This is a genomic window from Pseudoalteromonas sp. 2CM41L (genome assembly GCF_023161905.1).
Classification (GTDB): Bacteria; Pseudomonadota; Gammaproteobacteria; order Enterobacterales; family Alteromonadaceae; genus Pseudoalteromonas; species Pseudoalteromonas atlantica.
Genome location: NZ_JALNTN010000026.1, coordinates 1 through 19,137, shown reverse-complemented (window position 1 = coordinate 19,137; position 19,137 = coordinate 1). Strand labels below are relative to the sequence as shown.

Sequence of the window (19,137 nt, the reverse complement as noted above, 5' to 3'; positions counted from 1 at the left end):
TATTTTAGAGGATATTTACATGTCTAATCGTTCGCAATTAGCAAGTTGGCAAGCACTACAAAATAGTGCCGCGCAGATGAAACAAACCCATCTAAAAACGTTATTTGCACAAGATGATACACGATTTGATGCATTCTCTACTCAAATTCCGGGTGTGTTGTTTGATTATTCAAAGCAGCGTATTGATAAAACTATTTTTGCACAACTCATCGAGCTTGCTAAAGAGTGTGACATTACCTCTTGGCGCGACAAGATGTTTAGCGGTGAAAAAATCAATATTACAGAAGAGCGTGCTGTTCTTCATACTGCTTTACGTAATCGTGCCCATACGCCTTTAGTTGTTGACGGCGAAGACGTAACGCAAGCGGTTGATAACGAATTAGCAAAAATTAAAACCTTTGTAGAAAAAGTACGCAGTGGGCAATGGGTAGGCTACACAGGTAAAGCAGTAAAAGATGTGGTAAGCATTGGTGTAGGTGGTTCAAACCTAGGCCCGCAAATGGCAACCGAAGCGCTAAAAGCACTTGCTGATGACACTTTAAATGTTCATTACGTATCTAATGCTGACGGTGTTCAAATTGCCTCTGTGTTAAAAGCAATTGACCCAGAAACAACCTTGTTTGTTATTTCATCGAAAACATTTACCACATCAGAAACCATGACCAACGCCAAAACGGCCGTTGATTGGTTTTTACAAACAGCAAAAGATGACAGCGCCATCGCTAAGCATTTTGTTGCTGTTAGCACAAACTTAGAAAAAACCGCAGCCTTTGGTATTAGCGATGAAAACGTATTCACTATGTGGGATTGGGTAGGGGGTCGCTTTTCACTTTGGAGTGCGATAGGCTTACCTATTGCGTTATACCTAGGTTATGACGCGTTTGAAGCTATTTTAGAAGGCGCATTTGAAGTAGATGAGCACTTTAAAGCAGCCCCATTTGAGCAAAATATTCCGCTTATAATGGCACTACTTAGTGTATGGAATACCAGCTTTTTAGGCTTTACGTCGCAAGCTATTTTACCGTACGACCAAGCGCTTCATATGTTACCTGCGTATTTACAGCAAGGTGAGATGGAAAGTAACGGTAAACACGTAAACTTTGCTGGCGAAACCGTACCTTATACAACGGTTCCTATTATTTGGGGTATGACCGGTATTAACGGCCAACATGCGTTTTATCAGTGTTTACACCAAGGTAATGTAATTGTACCTGCTGATTTTATTGCCTCAGTTAAGCCGCAGGTAGCCGTAGATAAGCATCACGATATTTTATTATCTAACTTTTTAGCGCAAACAGAAGCAATGATGAGCGGTGTAGATGCACAGCAAGTCACAGAAGATTTAGCCGCTAAAGGTAAAACACAAGCACAAATTGATGAGTTACTAAATCATAAAATTCATCAGGGTAATCGCCCTACAACATCTATACTGCTAGATACAGTTGATGCAAAAACAGTAGGACGCTTAATTGCGCTGTACGAACATAAAATTTTCTGCCAAGGCATAATTTTAGAAATTTGCTCATTTGATCAATGGGGTGTTGAGCTTGGTAAAGGCCTTGCCTCTAAAATTGAAAGCGAACTAACCGATGACAGCGTAAAACACGCCCACGATAGTTCAACAAATGGCTTAATTGCGTACTACAAGCAACACCGTACGCAGTAATATATTCGCTTATGTAAATAAGCAAACCGAGTACCTTTGAACGGGTAGCGCTGGAGTTCTTAGGGCCTGTATTTTTGTGAGAGGATTTACAGGACTCCTAAGACTCATTTAATTGTGCGAACAGTCAAATAATAAATAAAACGCCATAGCGTAAAACATTCAATAGGCTTTTATTAACACTAAGAGCCACTGTCATTCAAGCACTAAACCTGCATACCAAGCGGCTTATGGAAGTCGCTTTTAGGTATTACAAACGTAGAGAGTAACTATGCTTAATCCTTTTGATATTATAATTTTTGGGGGCGGTGGTGATCTTGCGTTACGCAAATTGCTACCTGCAATGTACAGAGCATATCAAGAAGGCAACTTACCAGAAGGCTCGCGTATTCTGCCTACAGTGCGTGAAGAAAGTAAGCGTGCTGACTACATAGAAACAGCACACAACGCACTGAAAGAGTTTTTAAGTAAAGGCGAATTTAACGCTAAAGATTGGAAAGCATTTTCTACTTACTTAGTGCCTGTAGTAAGCAACGTAACCGAAGCTGACGACAACTGGGATGTACTTAAAGGCATTTTAGATGAGCACGACAGCAATAAATCTCGCGTATTTTATTTATCACTTCCGCCTGCTGTTTACGGCACATGTTGTGAAATTTTATCAACGAAAGGTTTGATCACACCCACTTCACGTGTGGTTGTTGAAAAGCCAATTGGTTACTGCGGCGAATCAGCAGAGGCTATCAATGGTAAAATTGCAGAGTTTTTTGACGAAGAGCAAATTTTCCGTATTGACCACTACTTAGGTAAAGAGACAGTACAAAACCTAATGGCACTGCGTTTTTCAAATTCACTGTTTGAAAACATGTGGGATGCTAAATCTATTGATAATATTCAAATTAGTTTATCTGAAACGGTAGGCCTTGAAAGCCGTGCTGGTTTTTACGATAAAGCCGGTGCACTGCGCGATATGGTGCAAAACCACCTGCTACAGTTATTGTGCTTAGTGGCAATGGAATCACCAAATAAACTAAACGCAAATAGCATCCGTACTGAAAAACTTAAAGTATTAGAAGCACTTCGTCCGTTACTTGAAGGTGACGTAGATGAAAATATCGTTCGCGGTCAATACGTACCAGGGGATTTAAACGGTAAAATTGTACCAGGTTACTTAGAAGAGCTTAACGAAGGTTCAAGTAAAACAGAAACCTTTGTGGCTATTCGTGCACACATTGATAACTGGCGCTGGGCGGGGGTACCTTTTTACCTTCGTACTGGTAAGCGTATGGCTAAACGTTGTGCAGAAATTGTGGTTGAGTACAAAAAAGTATCGCACAATATTTATGAAGAAAACGTGGGTAATATTGAGCCAAACCGCCTTGTTATTCGTTTGCAGCCGGAAGAGACGATTCAATTAACGCTTATGTCTAAGCGCCTTGATAATCTTGAAATGCAATTAGAGCCGGTAACGATGAATATTGAGCTTTCTCAAGCATACAGCAACGGTTTCCATTCTGATGCGTACAAACGCTTAATGCTTGATGCTGCAGCTAATAACCCATCGTTATTTATACACCGTGACGAAGTTCGTCAAGCGTGGAAATGGATAGATCCAATTATTGAGCGCTGGCAAACTAAAGGCAAACCTGCACTTTACCGTGCTGGTAGCTGGGGACCGGATGATGCTGATGAATTATTAGCTGAAAACAACCACGTGTGGTTTAACACAGGCGATAAGGCGTAAGGTATGGCAACACTTGTTGAAAAATTTTTTGACTCAAAAGATGAGTTAACCGCTGAGCTATCACACACGCTTGAGCAATCTTTACGTGATGGCATAAAAAGTGATGGCCGTGCTGTGCTAATGGTATCGGGCGGTTCGTCTCCGGCGCCAGCGTACAAGCACTTATCAACGCTTGATTTAGATTGGCAAAATGTAGATGTTGCCATGGTTGATGAGCGTTGGGTTGAGCCAAGCCACGAAAAAAGTAACGAAGCGTTTATAAAAAGCACCTTGTTACAAAATTACGGCAGTGCCGCTAATTTTATTACCATGAAAAACGATGCAGCAACGGCCGAGCAGGGCGCACAAGTATGTGAAGCCGCTTATGGCGCTTTAAAAGCACCGTATGATGTAACAATTTTAGGCATGGGTCCAGATGGCCATACAGCGTCTTTGTTCCCACATGCGCAGGGCCTTGAGCATGGTTTAACAACACAGCAAACTGTGTGCGCTATTAATGCAATAGAAAGTGACGTGACAGGCAGCATTACAGAGCGCATGACACTGACTTTAAATGCAATAGCAAACTCTAAAGTGGTTAAACTCCTGATCAGTGGTGAAGAAAAGCTAGCGGTATACAAGCAAGCTAAAGCGGGTGGCGATGTAAACGATATGCCACTTCGCGCTGTGCTAAACCACCCAAGCATAAATATTGAAGTGTATTGGGCGCCTTAATTTAGCCGCTCATTTACAGTTTAAAAAGGCAGCTTAATTAAGCTGCCTTTTTATTTGGCTAAATAACGTGCTAAAGCTATTCAAAAAACACCGTCAAACTGTTAACCAATGTTAATGGTTTTTATGGCGCTGTATTAAAATCACTCGTTATTTGTACTGTTTTTGAGCGTATTGGTTGCGTTTTTATTGTCTGTTTTTTAGCAACGCCTAGATTTAGTTAAACTTTATTTTTTCATGACGGTTGTCATAAAACTTTCCCTTCCTTTTTTCGTTCAAAAGCATTAGCCTAAAGGCATTAACAATGAAACATATATATTAAAAATAAACGGAGCAGTAACATGGCGGAGCAACAAGTACAGCCTTTACACAACGAAAAGCATGCCAACACTAAAATTCAAAACGGCATCAACGTTGAATTTATGAAAACTCAACATTTAGTGCCAGTAGTTGCACATGAGTTTGCACGCGTAGCAAATGAATTCCCAATGTCTTTTGTTAAAAACAACGAAAGCGGTACTTTCCAAGCAGTTGCAATGTTTGGCCTAGAGCCAGGCGAAAACCTGTTTGTAGAAGATGGTAAATGGACAGCAGCTTTTGCGCCTATGGCATCAACGCGTTACCCATTAGGTCTAGTAAAGCACCCTGAGCAAGATCAGTACGGTATTGTGATTGACGAAGCAAGCTCGCTTGTAGGTGAAGAAGAAGGTAACGCATTATTTGAAAACGGTGAAGAAACTGACTACTTAAAGCGTCGTAAAGAGTCTTTAGTGTCTTTCATTGAGTTTTCTCAAGTAACAGAAGCATTCACTAAATACTTAGCTGATAAAGAGCTACTAGTAGCGCAAACGCTAACTGTAGACATTAAAGGCGAGAAAAAAGACATCAACGGTATTTACCTTATCGATGAGAAAAAACTTAACTCGCTTAGCGATGAAGAATTTTTAGAGCTTCGTAAGCGCGGTTACTTAGCACCTATCTATTCGTTCTTAACATCTACTCACCAAGTAGCACGTTTAGCACGTTTAAAAGCTAAGCAAGACGCGTAATTACATACACGTTTAGCTAAAAAGCGCCTGATGGCGCTTTTTTTGTGCCATTAAACTTACTCTATGCCAATTGGGTTAAAAAGTAGGGGTGATGAAGGGAAATAACACCCTCGTATTTCGCATTATTATTAGGCTGTTTATTAAGTGCTTAAATAAAGTGCTAACTTAATACCGTTGATATTAGTTGAAAAAATACGTGTAACCATTCAAAGTAAATTCAATACTAAATTTAAAAAAGAGCGCACTATGAAAAAAACATTCTTATTGTCAGTTTTAGCCAGCGGCTGCTTAACACTAAGCACGCAAGTATTAAGTGAACAAGCCCCGTTTGCTATAGCGATTCATGGTGGAGCAGGCACAATTGAAAAAGCAAAATTTACCCCAGAGCAAGAAAAAGCCTACCGAGCAAAACTAGCCGAAGCTGTTGAAGCGGGTTACAGCGTACTTGAAAAGGGCGGCGAAAGTTTAGATGCAATCACCACTGCTATTGAAGTATTAGAGCAGTCGCCTTACTTTAATGCTGGGCGTGGTGCAGTGTACACCTATGATGGCAGCCATGAACTTGATGCCTCAATAATGGATGGGCGAAACCGTCAAGCGGGTGCGGTCGCTGGCGTAAAGCACATAGAAAGCCCAATTCAATTAGCCCGCTTAGTAATGGATAACTCAGTACACGTAATGCTTAGTGGTCAAGGCGCTGAAGAATTTGCAAAAGAGCAGGGCGTTGCGCTGATAGAAAATAATATATTTGATACTAAGCACCGTTATGAAGCACTTTTAAAAGCAAAGCAAAAATTAGAAAAAGAAAAAGCAACCAGCAAAAACTACCAAGCTGCGCATAAGGCCCTGCCAACAAATTATAAAATGGGCACCGTAGGCGCAGTGGCACTTGATAAAAACGGCAATTTAGCCGCAGGTACATCTACAGGTGGCATGACCGCAAAACGTTTTGGCCGCATTGGCGATTCCCCTGTTATTGGCGCGGGTACATTTGCTGAAAACGATTCGTGTGCAGTATCGGCCACCGGTCACGGCGAGTATTTTATTCGTTACAGTGTTGCCAGTGATATTTGTGCACGCGTTAAATATCAAAATAAAACCATTGAACAAGCTGGGGATGAGGTTATTAACCAAGTACTTGCGCCTATAGGTGGTACAGGTGGGGTTATTATTGTGGATGCTAAAGGTCATATTAGTATGCCATTTAATACCTCGGGCATGTACCGAGCGAGCAAATCAAACACGCAAGCAACCTTTGTGGGAATTTTTAAAAACCAATAGCGTGATATATAAGCCTTATAGGGATTGTAGGATTAACGCTGCGCGTTTATTTTGATACTATTAGCCCTCATTTATTAAATTTATAAGGTGTGCGGGTGGTAAACCTAGGTCAGTTGTTTGGCGAGCTTAAAACGTGCTTAAAAAAAGATCAGTTTATATTTAAAAAACGCTTACATGGCGTAAAAAAAATACAAGACGAGACTAAGCAGGCCAATGCCCTTGAAAAAATAGCGGCTGATATTACCCGCAGCCAGCAGCTACGTGAAAAACGTTTAGCTGAGCTGCCCGCTGTAACGTACCCTGAGCAATTACCGGTAAGTCAAAAAAAGGACGTCATTAAAGACGCCATTGCGAATAATCAAGTGGTGATTATTGCCGGTGAAACAGGCTCAGGTAAAACCACACAAATACCAAAAATGTGTTTAGAGCTTGGCCGTGGGGTTGATGGCTTTATTGGCCATACCCAGCCAAGACGTTTAGCCGCGCGCAGTGTAGCTAACCGAATTGCTGAGGAAATGAAATGTGAGCTTGGCCAACAAATCGGTTTTAAAATACGTTTTAGCGATCAGGTTTCTAATAATACGTATGTAAAACTGATGACCGACGGTATTTTGCTCGCCGAAATACAACAAGACCGCTTTTTAAATCAGTACGACACCATCATTATTGATGAAGCCCATGAGCGCAGCTTAAATATCGATTTTATTTTAGGGTATTTAAAAAACTTACTGCCAAAGCGCCCCGACTTAAAAGTTATTATTACCTCGGCGACCATTGATCCTGAACGTTTTTCAAAGCACTTTGATGATGCGCCAATTATTGAAGTGTCGGGACGTACATTCCCCGTTGAGGTGCGCTATAACCCTATGAGCGATATAAATAAAGACGCTATGGAAGCCGAAGGCGACCAACTGCAAGGTATTTTTGATGCGGTAGATGAGCTGTGCGCTGAAGGGCCAGGAGACATTCTCATATTTTTAAATGGCGAGCGCGAAATACGCGATACCGCAGAGGCGCTCTCTAAACGTAATTTAAAACACACCGACGTATTACCACTTTATTCGCGCTTATCTAACGCAGAGCAAAACCGTATATTTGCCCCGCATTCGCGCCGCCATATCATTTTATCAACCAACGTGGCCGAAACCTCATTAACGGTGCCGGGTATTCGCTATGTAATAGACCCAGGTACAGCGCGTATTAGCCGTTACAGCTATCGTACTAAAGTACAGCGTTTACCTATTGAGCCTATTTCTCAAGCAAGTGCGAACCAACGTATGGGACGCTGTGGCCGTGTTGAAGCGGGTATTTGTATTCGCTTGTATTCGCAAGATGACTTTATATCTCGCCCAGAATTTACAGACCCAGAAATACTGCGCACTAATTTAGCCTCTGTTATTTTGCAAATGTTGGCATTAGGGCTTGGCGATATGAGCGAGTTTCCGTTTGTACAAGCGCCAGATAGCCGCAATATTAACGATGGTTTAACCCTACTTGAAGAACTTCAGGCGATTAAGCCGAGTAAAAAGCGCCATCAAACGAGTTTAACGCAATCAGGGCGTGTGCTTAGCCGCTTACCGGTCGACCCGCGTTTAGCTAAAATGGTGTTGACGGCTAATAAGCTCGGTGCACTACGAGAAGTTATTATTATTGTGGCAGCGCTATCGATTCAAGACCCCCGAGAGCGCCCGCAAGAAAAACGCGCCGCAGCGAACGAAAAACACAGCCGCTTTGATGACCCTGACTCGGATTTTATTGCTTTTTTAAATCTTTGGAATTACCTAGAAGAGCAGCAAAGTGAGCTGACAAATAGCCAGTTTAGAAAGTTGTGCCAAAAAGACTTTTTAGCTTATATGCGTATTCGTGAGTGGCAAGACATTGTTTATCAAATAAGCACTGTGTGCAACGAAATGAAAATTAAAGCCACCACGCAAGTGGCTGACTCAGAGCTAATACACAAAGCGTTACTGAGCGGCATGTTAAGTCACATAGGCTTTAAAGACGAAAAGCAAATATATAAAGGCGCTCGTAATAGCCAGTTTCATATTTTTCCGGGTTCTGGGTTATTTAAAAAGAGCCCCAAATGGATTATGTCGGCAGAGCTGGTAGAGACCAGTAAACTATACGCACGTATTAATGCCAAAATAGATATTAATTGGGTAGAGCCCCTTGCACAGCATTTAGTAAAACGAAGCTATTCTGAGCCGCATTGGGAGAAAAAACCAGGCGCTGTTATCGCGTTCGAGCAACAAACCTTGTACGGCTTATTGGTGGTTAATAAACGCCGCTGTGTGTATAGCAATATAGACCCTAAAGTTAGTCGTGAGCTGTTTGTACGCACCGCCCTTGTAGAGCAAGAGCTTGGCTTAAATGAGCAATTTTTAGCGTACAACCGCGAGCTAATAGAGGATATTCAGGTACTTGAGCATAAATCGCGACGTCGCGATATTTTGGTTGATGAGCAAACGTTATTTGAATTTTACGATAAAAAAATACCTAAAGAAATCAACAACCGTGCAGCCTTTATTAAGTGGTATAAAACTCAAAAGCAAAAAGACAAACGCTACCTATACATGACCCGTGAAGAGCTTATGCAGCACGGTGCAAGTAATATTACTGAGTTTGATTACCCTGATACATGGCAGCAAGATAATATTATTTTGCCGCTGAGCTATCATTTTGATCCAGGACAAGCTGTTGATGGGGTGGCTGTACAAATACCGGTAGCACTTTTAAACCAAGTGCAAGAAACCGGGTTTGATTGGCACATACCTGCCTTTAGGCATGAGCTAATAAGTGGTTTAATTAAATCGTTACCTAAGTCGTTACGTCGAAACTTTGTACCTGCGCCCAATTACGCTGATGCTGTACTGGCTGCCATTGAGCCTATGCAAGGCAGCTTACTTGATGCACTTACTACACGCTTACTAAGAATGACAGGCGTAAAAGTAGATATAGAAGCGTGGGATTTAAACGCACTGGCGCCTCATTTAAGATTGCAGTTTGAGGTTCGTGATGAGCACGATAAATTGCTTGCACGCGGGCTAGATTTAGCAAAACTAAAAGCACAGCTGCAAGGCAAAGTAACCGATACGCTATCAAAGGTAGCCGATAAAGGCATTGAAAAAGCTGATTTAACACAATGGGACTTTGGCGCTTTGCCTGCCTCGTACGTTAAAAAGCAAGGCCAATACGAAATAAAAGCTTACCCAGCGCTGGTAGATAAAAAATCCACAGCGGCAATTGAGCTCTTTGATAGCGAAGAAAAAGCCCAGCAAGCGCATCAGCAAGGTTTACGGCGTTTAGTTTTATTAAATGTGCCGTCGCCAATAAAGTACCTTCAGCAAAACTTGCCTAATAAAGCCAAACTGGGCTTGTACTTTAATCCGTTTGGGAAAATTGCGGATTTAATTGACGATTGTATTGCCGCCGGCGTAGACAGCTTATTAATAAAGCATGGCGATATACGCGATGAAAACGCTTTTGATAAAGTTAAAGAGCAAATTAGGGGCGAACTAGGCGATGCTGTAGTAGAAATTGCCACCCAGGTTGAACAAGTTTTAAGCATTGCTCATGCGTTACATAAAAAAATGAAAGGGCGTGTCGATTTAACTATGATAACTGCCCATGGCGATATAAAATCGCAGCTTGAGTCACTTATCTTTAAAGGGTTTGTGAGCGCTCACGGTGCGAATAAAATGCCCGACCTAATTCGTTATTTAAAAGCGATTCAAAAACGTTTAGAAAAACTACCTGTTGATCCTAACCGCGATAGACTGTGTGTTTTAGAACTTGAAAAAGTAGCGCAAGAGTACAAAAAGCTCGTAAATAAAATTCCAAAAGGCTTACCTATTCCGCAACAGGTAAACGCTATTTTTTGGATGCAGCAGGAGCTTAGGGTGTCACTGTTTGCGCAAACCTTAGGTACCCCATATCCTATTTCTGCAAAACGCGTTATGAATGCGATAAAAGAGATAGAATAAAACTTGCATTTTCTATTAAGCTTAGTACCTTAATAGAAGGATTTATTTTTGGTTGAGAAGGAAGCGACATACCTATGTCCTCATCGGTTGAACATAAGATTAAGCGATTGTTAGTTGTAGATGACGAGTATTTTAATTATGAAATGCTTAAATCTGCCCTGACTTCAAAATTTGATGTTAGTTATGCTGACTCGGGGAAAAGCTGTTTGGCGTCTGCCATTGCTAACCCGCCGGATATTATTTTGCTTGATGTATGTATGCCTGGCCTCGATGGGTATGATACATGTCGGATGCTTAAGCACACACCTGAGACTAAAAATATACCTGTTGTTATGGTTTCGGGCTTAGAGTCGCCCTCGGAAAAGCAAGCTGGCTTTGATGCAGGGTGTGATGCCTATGTAGTAAAACCGTTTTCGATGGGTACTTTATTTGAGCAAATAAACACGGTTGTTTAAAGGTGATGCATGTTTACTGAAGATAAGCGCAATTTTAGACGTATGCAGGTTAATACCCCTGCGCAATTAACAACAATAGAGCCTGTTGCTGGGCTTAATTATACCGCAGAATGTGTTGATTTAAGTGCCACTGGGTTATCACTTCATTTAGATGACTTGCTTGAGCTCGATACTTTGCTACAGGTTAATATAGAGTCGACTCACCCAAGTATTGCCTCTTTAAATGCAACGGCTAAAGTTATACGTGCTAGCAAAGAAGACGATGGCACCATTACCGCAGGATTAGAAATAGTTCAGTTTAACTAAATTGAATAAACACCTAGCGGCTGGCTTTTGCTATCGCGGGTGTTAAACAACGTTCGATTTTATTACCTACGTCCTTGTAGGTAATAACAATAATTTTTAGTAAACCTTACAAATCAAGCCTTTTAAGTAAAAGCCTTCAGGGTAACTGCCAGCAATAGGGTGATCGGCCGCTTGATTTAAACGCTCCATAATCAATAGCTCTTTACCTGCATCTAGCGCAGCGTCTGCTACCACTTTTTGAAACAAGTTTTGCTCCATTAATCCAGAGCACGAGAAGGTAAGTAATGTACCGCCTGGTTTTAATATTTGCATAGCAATCATGTTTATATCTTTATAACCACGACATGCACCGGTTAACTGCGCTTTGTTGTCTGCAAATTTTGGTGGGTCCATCACAATAGTGTCAAACTGTTTGCCTTCCTCACGGTACTGGCGTAATAGCTTAAACACATCTTGTTTTACAAAATCGACTTTATTTAAATCTAAGTTATTGTGCTCTACGTTGCGCTTAGCGGTATCCAGTGCTGGTTGTGATACATCAACATTAGTGACGTGTTTACAGCCACCACGTAGTGCGTAAAGTGAGAAAGTACCTGTGTAGCTAAAGCAATTTAATACGGTTTTATCTTTTGAAAAGCGCTCAAGTGCTGCGCGGCTATCACGTTGATCCAGGTAAAAGCCTGTTTTATGACCTTCTAAAATGTCTACTTCAAGCTTTAAGCCATTTTCTTCAATAACCACAGGCTCTGATGGTTCGTTGCCCCACAGTACACCTTTAATAGGTTCTAAGCCTTCTTTGGTGCGCACGTCTACATCTGAGCGCTCATAAATATTCGCACCAGGAAAAATAGCCATTAACGCGCCTACAATTTCACCTTTATGGCGCTCAGCGCCGGCACTTAGTAATTGGCAAACTAAGGTGTTATCAAACTTATCAATGGTTACACCTGGCAAGTAGTCAGACTCAGCAGCACACAACCTAAAGCCAGTTAAACCGCCTTCGGCTATTGCATGCTCGCGGGCATGTAAAGCACGGCGTAAGCGACGCTCAAAAAAGTGTTGGTCTATTACTTCTTTTTCATCAAAGCTCCACACACGCGCTCTTATTTGTGAGTGAGGGCTATAAGCAGCGGTGGCTAAAAATTTACCTTCGCTGTCGTGAATGGTGACCGTGTCACCTAGACCTGGTTTACCTTTAATTTTTTTGATGGCTTTTGAAAATAACCAAGGGTGTTTTCTTTTTAATGATTTTTCGCGACCAGCTTGTAGGTAAACGGCAGATGACATAAGGCTTCTCAGTTGTAATAAATAAGCGCTGTATTTTAGTCAAGCATAGGGCAACATACAATGAATGTTTTGCAAGGGAGGTGTAAAGCACGTTAAAGTACGGATAATTCTCATATAAATTAGTTTTTTGGAACATCACTGTGGCCAACACTGCTTTAAGCCCTGAGTTACAACAGCTTGATTCTCAATGTCGCTCATTTATTACTTCGTTAATACATGCCGATGTGGCACACGACATAACACATATTGAACGCGTAGTGCGTGTTGCCATTCAATTATGTCACGCCGAGCAAGCCAATATGAATATTGTTTTGCCGGCGGCGTGGATGCACGATTGTGTTGCGGTGGCAAAAAACCATCCGGATAGAGCAAAAGCATCTACCATGGCGGCAGATAAAGCCATTGCGTTTTTAAAATCAATTAACTACGACGCATGTTTGTTTGATGATATTCATCATGCTATCGCTGCCCATAGCTTTAGCGCCAATATAGCGGTTAAAACTGTAGAAGCGCAAATCGTGCAAGATGCCGATAGAATGGACGCACTCGGTGCAATAGGCGTTAGCCGTTGTATGAAAGTAGGGGGCTCTATTAGCCGCTTACTGTATAACCCTGATGACCCATTTTGTGTTAACCGCGAAGCAGATGATAAAACCTATACCCTTGATCACTTTTTTATTAAATTGCTCCATATTGCTAAGAGCATGAATACACCCTCAGCTAAAGCTGAAGCAGAGCGACGCACAGAGTATATGTATGCGTTTTTAGAGCAGCTAAAATCAGAAATTGGTCAATAATATGAGTGCTCCTTTATTATCGGGCATTGATCATTGCCACCTTAATGTTGAAAACATCCCAGAAGCGCTAAAGTGGTACAAGCAGGTACTAGGCTTTAGCGTCGTTGAAGAGCTTGTCTTTTGGGATGAAAATGGCAAAGGGCCACTCACACTTGAAGATAGCGCAAAAACAACGCGTTTAGCGTTATTTGAAGGACAAGGGCGAAGCAAAGGTATTGCGTTTGCAGCCACCGGTGCACAGTTTATTGGTTGGGTTGATTATTTAAATGGCTTAAACATAAAAACTGTACTGGCCGATCACAGTGTAACGTTTTCGCTTTATTTTAAAGATAACAGTGGGAATAGCCACGAAATAACCTCTCATGACTACCCGCACATAAAAGCGGTATATGGTGATGTAAAACAAGGCTCACGCACGCGCAATACTTAGTGTTGCTCTTGATATGCGTTTTTAATTGCGATTATAGTATCGAGCTTATTTACAAATAAATTGATGAGGTGTGGGTCAAAGTGTTTACCCGCTTGTGCTTGCATATGCTCAAGCGCCTCTTCTACACCCCAAGCCTCTTTATACGGGCGTTTTGAGGTAAGGGCATCAAATACATCTGCAATAGCCACAATACGTCCTTCAACCGATATATGTTCGCCTTTTAAACCATTAGGGTAGCCACTGCCATCCCACTTTTCGTGGTGCTCTAGAGCCAGTTTATGGGCAAGTTGTAATAGCGGTGATGAGGAATTTGCTAAAATTTGCGCGCCAATAGCCGCATGCTGTTTCATGTGGTCAAATTCGTCAGGGGTTAATCGCCCAGGTTTTAATAAAATAGCATCCGGAATACCTATTTTACCTACATCGTGCATGGGGGCTGCTTGGCGAAGTAGCTCTGCTTGTTGCTCACCCATGCCAAATTCTAATGCTAATAATTTACTGTATTGGCTCATCCTAGCAATGTGCTCGCCAGTGTCTGTGTCTTTGTACTCTGCAGCGCGGCCTAACCGATGTACTAAATCAACATGGGCTTGCTTTAATTGCTCGGCTTGTACAAGCGATAAATGCGTTTTAACACGTGCGCGCACAATCGCAGGGCTAATAGGTTTAGTAATGTAATCAACAGCACCGAGTTCAAAGCCTTTAAACTCATCGCTTTCATCACCCAAAGCCGTTACAAAAATAATTGGGATATGCGAAAGCGCGGGTGTGCTTTTAAGTATTTCGCACACCTCAAAGCCATTCATATCGGGCATCATGATATCGAGTAATATAAGTTTAGGCTGTTCTTTTTCCAGTAGCGCAAGTGCTGCAGCGCCTGATTTAGCAAAAGACATACGGTATTGATTACCTAATACTTCTCGCATGACTTTTAAGTTAGCAGGTTCATCGTCAACGATTAATATACGTGGTTTGTCGTTGCTAAAATCCATTCAATATTCTCATTCTTGGGTAAACTCTTTAATTAGACCGTCTAGCACGTGTTGCGCCTGATCAAAGTCAAATTCATCAAATGCGTTTACAACCTCAGTTACTTGAGTTTGTAGGTGTGCAGGGGCGTTATTTTCAAGCTGCGCAAGCAAATCATCGTTGAGCTCGGCGCTTTGCGCTTCATGGTGTAGCGTTTCACACAGTGACTTTAATTCAGCCGCACTTAGCGTGCTTTTTTGCTCATTATTTTCACTCTCAGCAGGCGTTATTTGTGCGCACTCATCGCCTGATATTAATTGCGTTATTGTCTCTAACTCGCCTTTTATTTGTGTTACTAACGCTGTAGATTGCTCAGAAGTTTGCTCGCGCTCTAACTTGGCTAATAAAGTCATTAATGTTGTTAGGCCTAAATTACCGGCGACCCCTTTAAGGGTATGTATCAGGCTATTGGCGTCTTTAATCTCAGATAACTTACTGTTAAATAAAATATCAAATCGTTTATTGCTGTCATTTATAAATTTGGCAATTTCGGTTAACTGTTTGCATTTATTACCCCAAAGCATCACACCTTTTTCAAAGTCGATGTGTTTAGCCTCAGGGTCTGATTGGCTAATAACCATATCTTTAGCAATACCTAAGCCAAGCACCTGGGCTATTTCTTGGTTAAGCTGATTCATATCTATCGGCTTATTAGCAAAGCCGTTCATGCCGGCACGTTTAGCTGTGAGTTTATCTTGTTGTAGGACGCTTGCCGTTAACGCAATAATGGGGGTAAATTTAAGCTGCCTTTGCTTTTCTATGGCTCTAATTTTTGTGGTTGCTTCTATGCCATCACACTCAGGCATATGAATATCCATTAAGATGACATCAAAATCTTGCTTCTCGAATATTGCAATAGCCTCTAAACCGTTGCTTGCTTTGCTTACCAAATGTTGATCTTTAGAAAGTAATAACGAAAGCAGCTCGGTGTTTTGCTCAATATCATCCACCACAAGTACCCTTAGCGATGGTAATTGAGTGTGCAGGCCATCGAAATGGTCTATTTTTTCTGCATCGCCTTGTATAAGCGGTAAAGAGAAGTAAAAGCAGGTGCCTTTGTTTTCTTCACTGACTAGATTTATGGTGCCGCCCATCAGCTCTACTAATTGTTTACTAATGGTTGTTCCAAGGCCTGTACCGCCAAAGCGACGAGTAGTGGTGCCATCGGCCTGAACAAACGGCTGAAATATAGCTTTAACGCGGTCTTTGGCAATACCTATACCGGTATCTTGGACTTCAAAAAAGAGCTGATCGGTTTGCGTAGTACTTACAGTGAGCTCAACCGAACCTTGCTCGGTAAATTTAATGGCGTTACCGATGAGGTTAGTTAAAATTTGCCTTAACCTATCTGGGTCGCCATAGTAAGTTGTGGCAACAGAGTCTTTAATATTCAACTTTAAACGCAAGTCTTTCTTTTTTGCTTCAAGCCAAAATGTCGAAATAATGCTATCGAGTACTTGTTTTAAGCTAAAGTGAACGGGTTCAATAGTTAGCTTTCCGCGCTCAAGCTTTGCGGTATCAAGCACTTCGTTAAGTAACCTTAATAATGAACGCGCCGCATTATTAACTGTAACCAAGTGTTTTTGCTGTTCTTGGTTTAACGGAGTGTCCATCAGTAGGTCGCTAAAACCAATAATAGAATTCATCGGCGTGCGGATCTCATGGCTCATATTAGCCATAAAAGATTGCTTAGCGTGCGCTGCTTCTTCAGCTTGCAATTTTGCCTGTTCAAGTTTGTCTTCATATTCTTTTTGCTCGGTAATATCCACCAATACCCCATCTATCCACTGCGGGTTATTATCTTTATCAAGGGTAATACTGCCTTTGTCTAATACCCAGGCAACTTTGCCGTTACGGTGGCGAATACGATACTCTACCGAGTACTTTAAACTTGAAGTCATGGCTTGAGCTACGGCTTCGTTTACCGTTGGCTGATCTGTTTTCAAAATAAGGTCGTTAAGTTCAATGCAGCTTTCTGTGAACTCTTCTGGCGTGTAGCCTGTTAGTTCAGCCACTGTTGGGCTGATAAATAACATGCTCCAGTTTTCGTCGTACTTACAGCGAAAAGCAGCGCCAGGCATATTATCCATTAAAGAGCGGTACTTTTGCTCTTTTTCAATAAGACTTTGCTGCATAGCGCGTTGTTCGGTTAAATCGGTGATAAAGCCAACATATAACGGCATATGGCCTGGCTGATTAACTTCCCCTATACCTAAGCGAATAGGAAAAAGGTGGCCATCTTTGTGTTTGGCAGACACATCCCTATTTATACCAATTACTTTTCCTAGATCTACATTTTTGGCGTGAGACAAATAGCCATCATGGTGGCGAGCGATTTCATCGGCCATCAGCATTTTTACATTATGACCTTGGACTTCGTTTTCTCGCCAACCAAAAATCTTGCTGGCAGCTTCGTTAAAACTCAAAATAATGCCGGTGTGATCTATAGTCACAATGCCATCAATAGCAGTGCCTAAAATAGCATTTAGTCGAGATTCATCCGCCGATTTTTCCTCAAGCAGTAAGCGGTATCTAACCATGCCATTTATAACTGCAATGACACAGGTTATAGCAACGGTCGCGGTAGCTACGGCAATAGCCACAAAAGCAAGCTCAGTGGTTGACTCTTGATAATCGGGTAAAAGCGGAGAGGTTGCAACAAAGCGGGTAGCGGCCATACCCATATAGTGCATACCTGCCACCGCTGAGCCTAAAATAACAGCGGTAATAGCGCGCGCTTGCAGTTGTGATAAATTAGGTAGCAATCGCGTTAAATGATAACGCGTAAAAAGTGCTATAAACGATAAACCAACAGCGACCACAATTGATAAAGCAAATATGATTGCATCGTAACGTAGTAACGGGGCCAGCTCCATTGCTGCCATGCCGCTGTAGTGCATTGTACCAATGCCTGAGCCTAGTAAAATAGAGCAAATAATAAGGTTTTTATATGACCCTTGCGATTTTACTAAAATCGAAAAAGCATACTGACATGAAATAAACGCCGGTAAAAAAGACAACAGGGTAATGAGTGGATCATAGCTAATGTTTGTGCATAACGAAAAGGCCAGCATACCTATAAAATGCATGCTCCAAATACCGGCCGATAAAACCGTGGCACCGGTTACATTAGCTAAGCGTTTATAGTTTTCGAATTGCGTTTGCTTTGCTACATCAACTAACCAGAGCGTAAAAAAGGCAGCAAAAATAGCGGTAATGACCGATAAACTAACCAGTATAGGGTTATATGCACCGTTAATTATGAGGCTCGGATCGTGGTCGGTTATAAAAAATGCAGACAGCATAGTGGCTCAAATTAGTATCTTTATTGAACTAGTTTAATAGATTTAATATATAAATAAACTGTTAATCTAATAATTTATATTATAAATCAGTGAGGTTACTTTTTAGCATTAAAATATTAACATGCGTAGCGTGCTTTATTAATAAGACGTGATTTTGCGTAAATAAAAATAATAATAAACACTGAGCCCATTTATTTATCGCTAAATAACTGCATTGATTAAATAAGGCTTTATAATACGCTTTTATTTATATTTAGAGCATACACCTTGTTTGAGTATCAGCTAAAACGCAGTGCAAGGCGAAAAACAGTGGCAATAAAAGTTAGCCAAAAATCAGTCACTGTTTATGCGCCTACACATGTGCCAAAACTACAAATAGAACAATGGCTGTTTAGTAAAAAAGAGTGGGTAACTGCGCAATTACAGAAACAACTTAATGCCATTGATACTCAACAACACCCGTTTAAAAACCAGCAAATAATGGTTTTTGCTAAGCCATATACCATTACTTTTGCAAAAGGGACACGCTCGCATGTTCAGCAATCCGATAGCGTATTTACTATTTACACTTCTAATCGAGTAAAAAAACAGCCTGAAAAACGCAAGCAGTTACTTTGCCTTGCCCTTGAAGAAACGCTAACAAACTACATTGAAATGCGTTTAGCTTATTATTGCCAACAGATGTCAGAAGCATTACCGACTAAATTGACGATTGGAAGTTATAAACGTAAGTGGGGGAGTTGTAATTCTCGGCGAGAGCTAACCTTTAGCCTTAACCTTGTTGGGGCGCCTCATCATATAATTGATTATGTTATTGTGCACGAATTGGCTCATTTAAAGTATTTGAACCACAGCAGCGCTTTTTGGAAGCGCGTAGCTAACTTTTATCCCGATTATAAATCTGCATCAGCATGGCTTAAAAACCACGGGGCAACATTACAGTGGGTATTTGATAATTAGTCTAAAAATGAAGTTTTAAATAGTGATGAAAAAGATGTAGAAAAGGGTACTGAAGATAAGAAGTGGTGGAGGGAGCTGGATTCGAACCAGCGAAGGCTGAGCCGTCAGATTTACAGTCTGATCCCTTTGGCCGCTCG

The 19,137-nt window shown here is 41.4% G+C and carries 14 protein-coding genes; 11 read left to right on the top strand and 3 right to left on the bottom strand.

Annotated elements, in window-relative coordinates; genetic code table 11:
- The first annotated feature begins 19 nt into the window (after positions 1-19).
- The 8 genes from pgi to MTF64_RS19260 all read left to right on the top strand — a co-directional run bounded on the left by pgi (position 20) and on the right by MTF64_RS19260 (position 11,192).
- Positions 20-1,666 carry a glucose-6-phosphate isomerase gene (pgi, locus tag MTF64_RS19295; RefSeq protein ID WP_248444049.1) on the top strand — a complete coding sequence of 549 codons (1,647 nt, stop codon included), beginning with the start codon at positions 20-22 and terminating at the stop codon, positions 1,664-1,666.
- A 268-nt stretch (positions 1,667-1,934) separates the two neighbouring features.
- Positions 1,935-3,407 carry a glucose-6-phosphate dehydrogenase gene (zwf, locus tag MTF64_RS19290; protein WP_004589178.1) on the top strand — a complete coding sequence of 491 codons (1,473 nt, stop codon included), beginning with the start codon at positions 1,935-1,937 and terminating at the stop codon, positions 3,405-3,407.
- A gap of 3 nt (positions 3,408-3,410) precedes the next feature.
- Positions 3,411-4,121, top strand: a complete 711-nt coding sequence (gene pgl / locus MTF64_RS19285; protein WP_248452388.1) for a 6-phosphogluconolactonase — start codon at positions 3,411-3,413, stop codon at positions 4,119-4,121.
- A 338-nt stretch (positions 4,122-4,459) separates the two neighbouring features.
- Positions 4,460-5,167: a SapC family protein gene (locus MTF64_RS19280; protein ID WP_004589180.1), complete on the top strand. Its 708-nt coding sequence runs from the start codon at positions 4,460-4,462 to the stop codon at positions 5,165-5,167.
- Positions 5,168-5,413: 246 nt separating this feature from the next.
- Positions 5,414-6,448 carry an isoaspartyl peptidase/L-asparaginase gene (locus MTF64_RS19275; protein ID WP_248452387.1) on the top strand — a complete coding sequence of 345 codons (1,035 nt, stop codon included), beginning with the start codon at positions 5,414-5,416 and terminating at the stop codon, positions 6,446-6,448.
- A 95-nt stretch (positions 6,449-6,543) separates the two neighbouring features.
- On the top strand, positions 6,544-10,431 hold the full coding sequence (gene hrpA, locus MTF64_RS19270) for an ATP-dependent RNA helicase HrpA (RefSeq protein ID WP_248452386.1): 3,888 nt from the start codon (positions 6,544-6,546) through the stop codon (positions 10,429-10,431).
- Positions 10,432-10,505: 74 nt separating this feature from the next.
- Positions 10,506-10,886, top strand: coding sequence for a response regulator (locus MTF64_RS19265; protein WP_024034218.1), 381 nt, complete (start codon positions 10,506-10,508; stop codon positions 10,884-10,886).
- Positions 10,887-10,895: 9 nt separating this feature from the next.
- Positions 10,896-11,192, top strand: a complete 297-nt coding sequence (locus MTF64_RS19260; protein ID WP_004589184.1) for a PilZ domain-containing protein — start codon at positions 10,896-10,898, stop codon at positions 11,190-11,192.
- A 96-nt stretch (positions 11,193-11,288) separates the two neighbouring features.
- On the opposite strand, the gene MTF64_RS19255 is transcribed toward MTF64_RS19260, so the two are convergent.
- Positions 11,289-12,479, bottom strand: coding sequence for a class I SAM-dependent methyltransferase (locus MTF64_RS19255; RefSeq protein ID WP_054983075.1), 1,191 nt, complete (start codon positions 12,477-12,479; stop codon positions 11,289-11,291).
- A gap of 140 nt (positions 12,480-12,619) precedes the next feature.
- Between MTF64_RS19255 and MTF64_RS19250 the strand changes: the two genes are divergently transcribed.
- Both MTF64_RS19250 and MTF64_RS19245 read left to right on the top strand, forming a co-directional pair.
- Positions 12,620-13,276 (top strand): HD domain-containing protein, encoded by a 657-nt coding sequence (locus MTF64_RS19250; protein ID WP_004589186.1) that lies wholly within the window; start codon positions 12,620-12,622, stop codon positions 13,274-13,276.
- A 1-nt stretch (position 13,277) separates the two neighbouring features.
- The gene (locus MTF64_RS19245) at positions 13,278-13,706 is read left to right on the top strand and encodes a VOC family protein (protein WP_024034220.1); all 429 of its coding nucleotides are present in this window, start codon (positions 13,278-13,280) and stop codon (positions 13,704-13,706) included.
- Here the strand turns inward: MTF64_RS19245 and MTF64_RS19240 are convergent.
- Positions 13,703-14,698, bottom strand: coding sequence for a two-component system response regulator (locus MTF64_RS19240; protein WP_248452385.1), 996 nt, complete (start codon positions 14,696-14,698; stop codon positions 13,703-13,705). The genes MTF64_RS19245 and MTF64_RS19240 overlap by 4 nt on opposite strands.
- Positions 14,699-14,707: 9 nt before the next feature.
- Positions 14,708-18,040: an MHYT domain-containing protein gene (locus tag MTF64_RS19235; RefSeq protein ID WP_248452384.1), complete on the bottom strand. Its 3,333-nt coding sequence runs from the start codon at positions 18,038-18,040 to the stop codon at positions 14,708-14,710.
- 309 nt (positions 18,041-18,349) lie between these two features.
- Here MTF64_RS19235 and MTF64_RS19230 point away from each other — a divergent pair, with 309 nt between their 5' ends.
- On the top strand, positions 18,350-19,000 hold the full coding sequence (locus tag MTF64_RS19230; protein ID WP_248452382.1) for a SprT family zinc-dependent metalloprotease: 651 nt from the start codon (positions 18,350-18,352) through the stop codon (positions 18,998-19,000).
- The last annotated feature ends 137 nt before the right edge of the window (positions 19,001-19,137 follow it).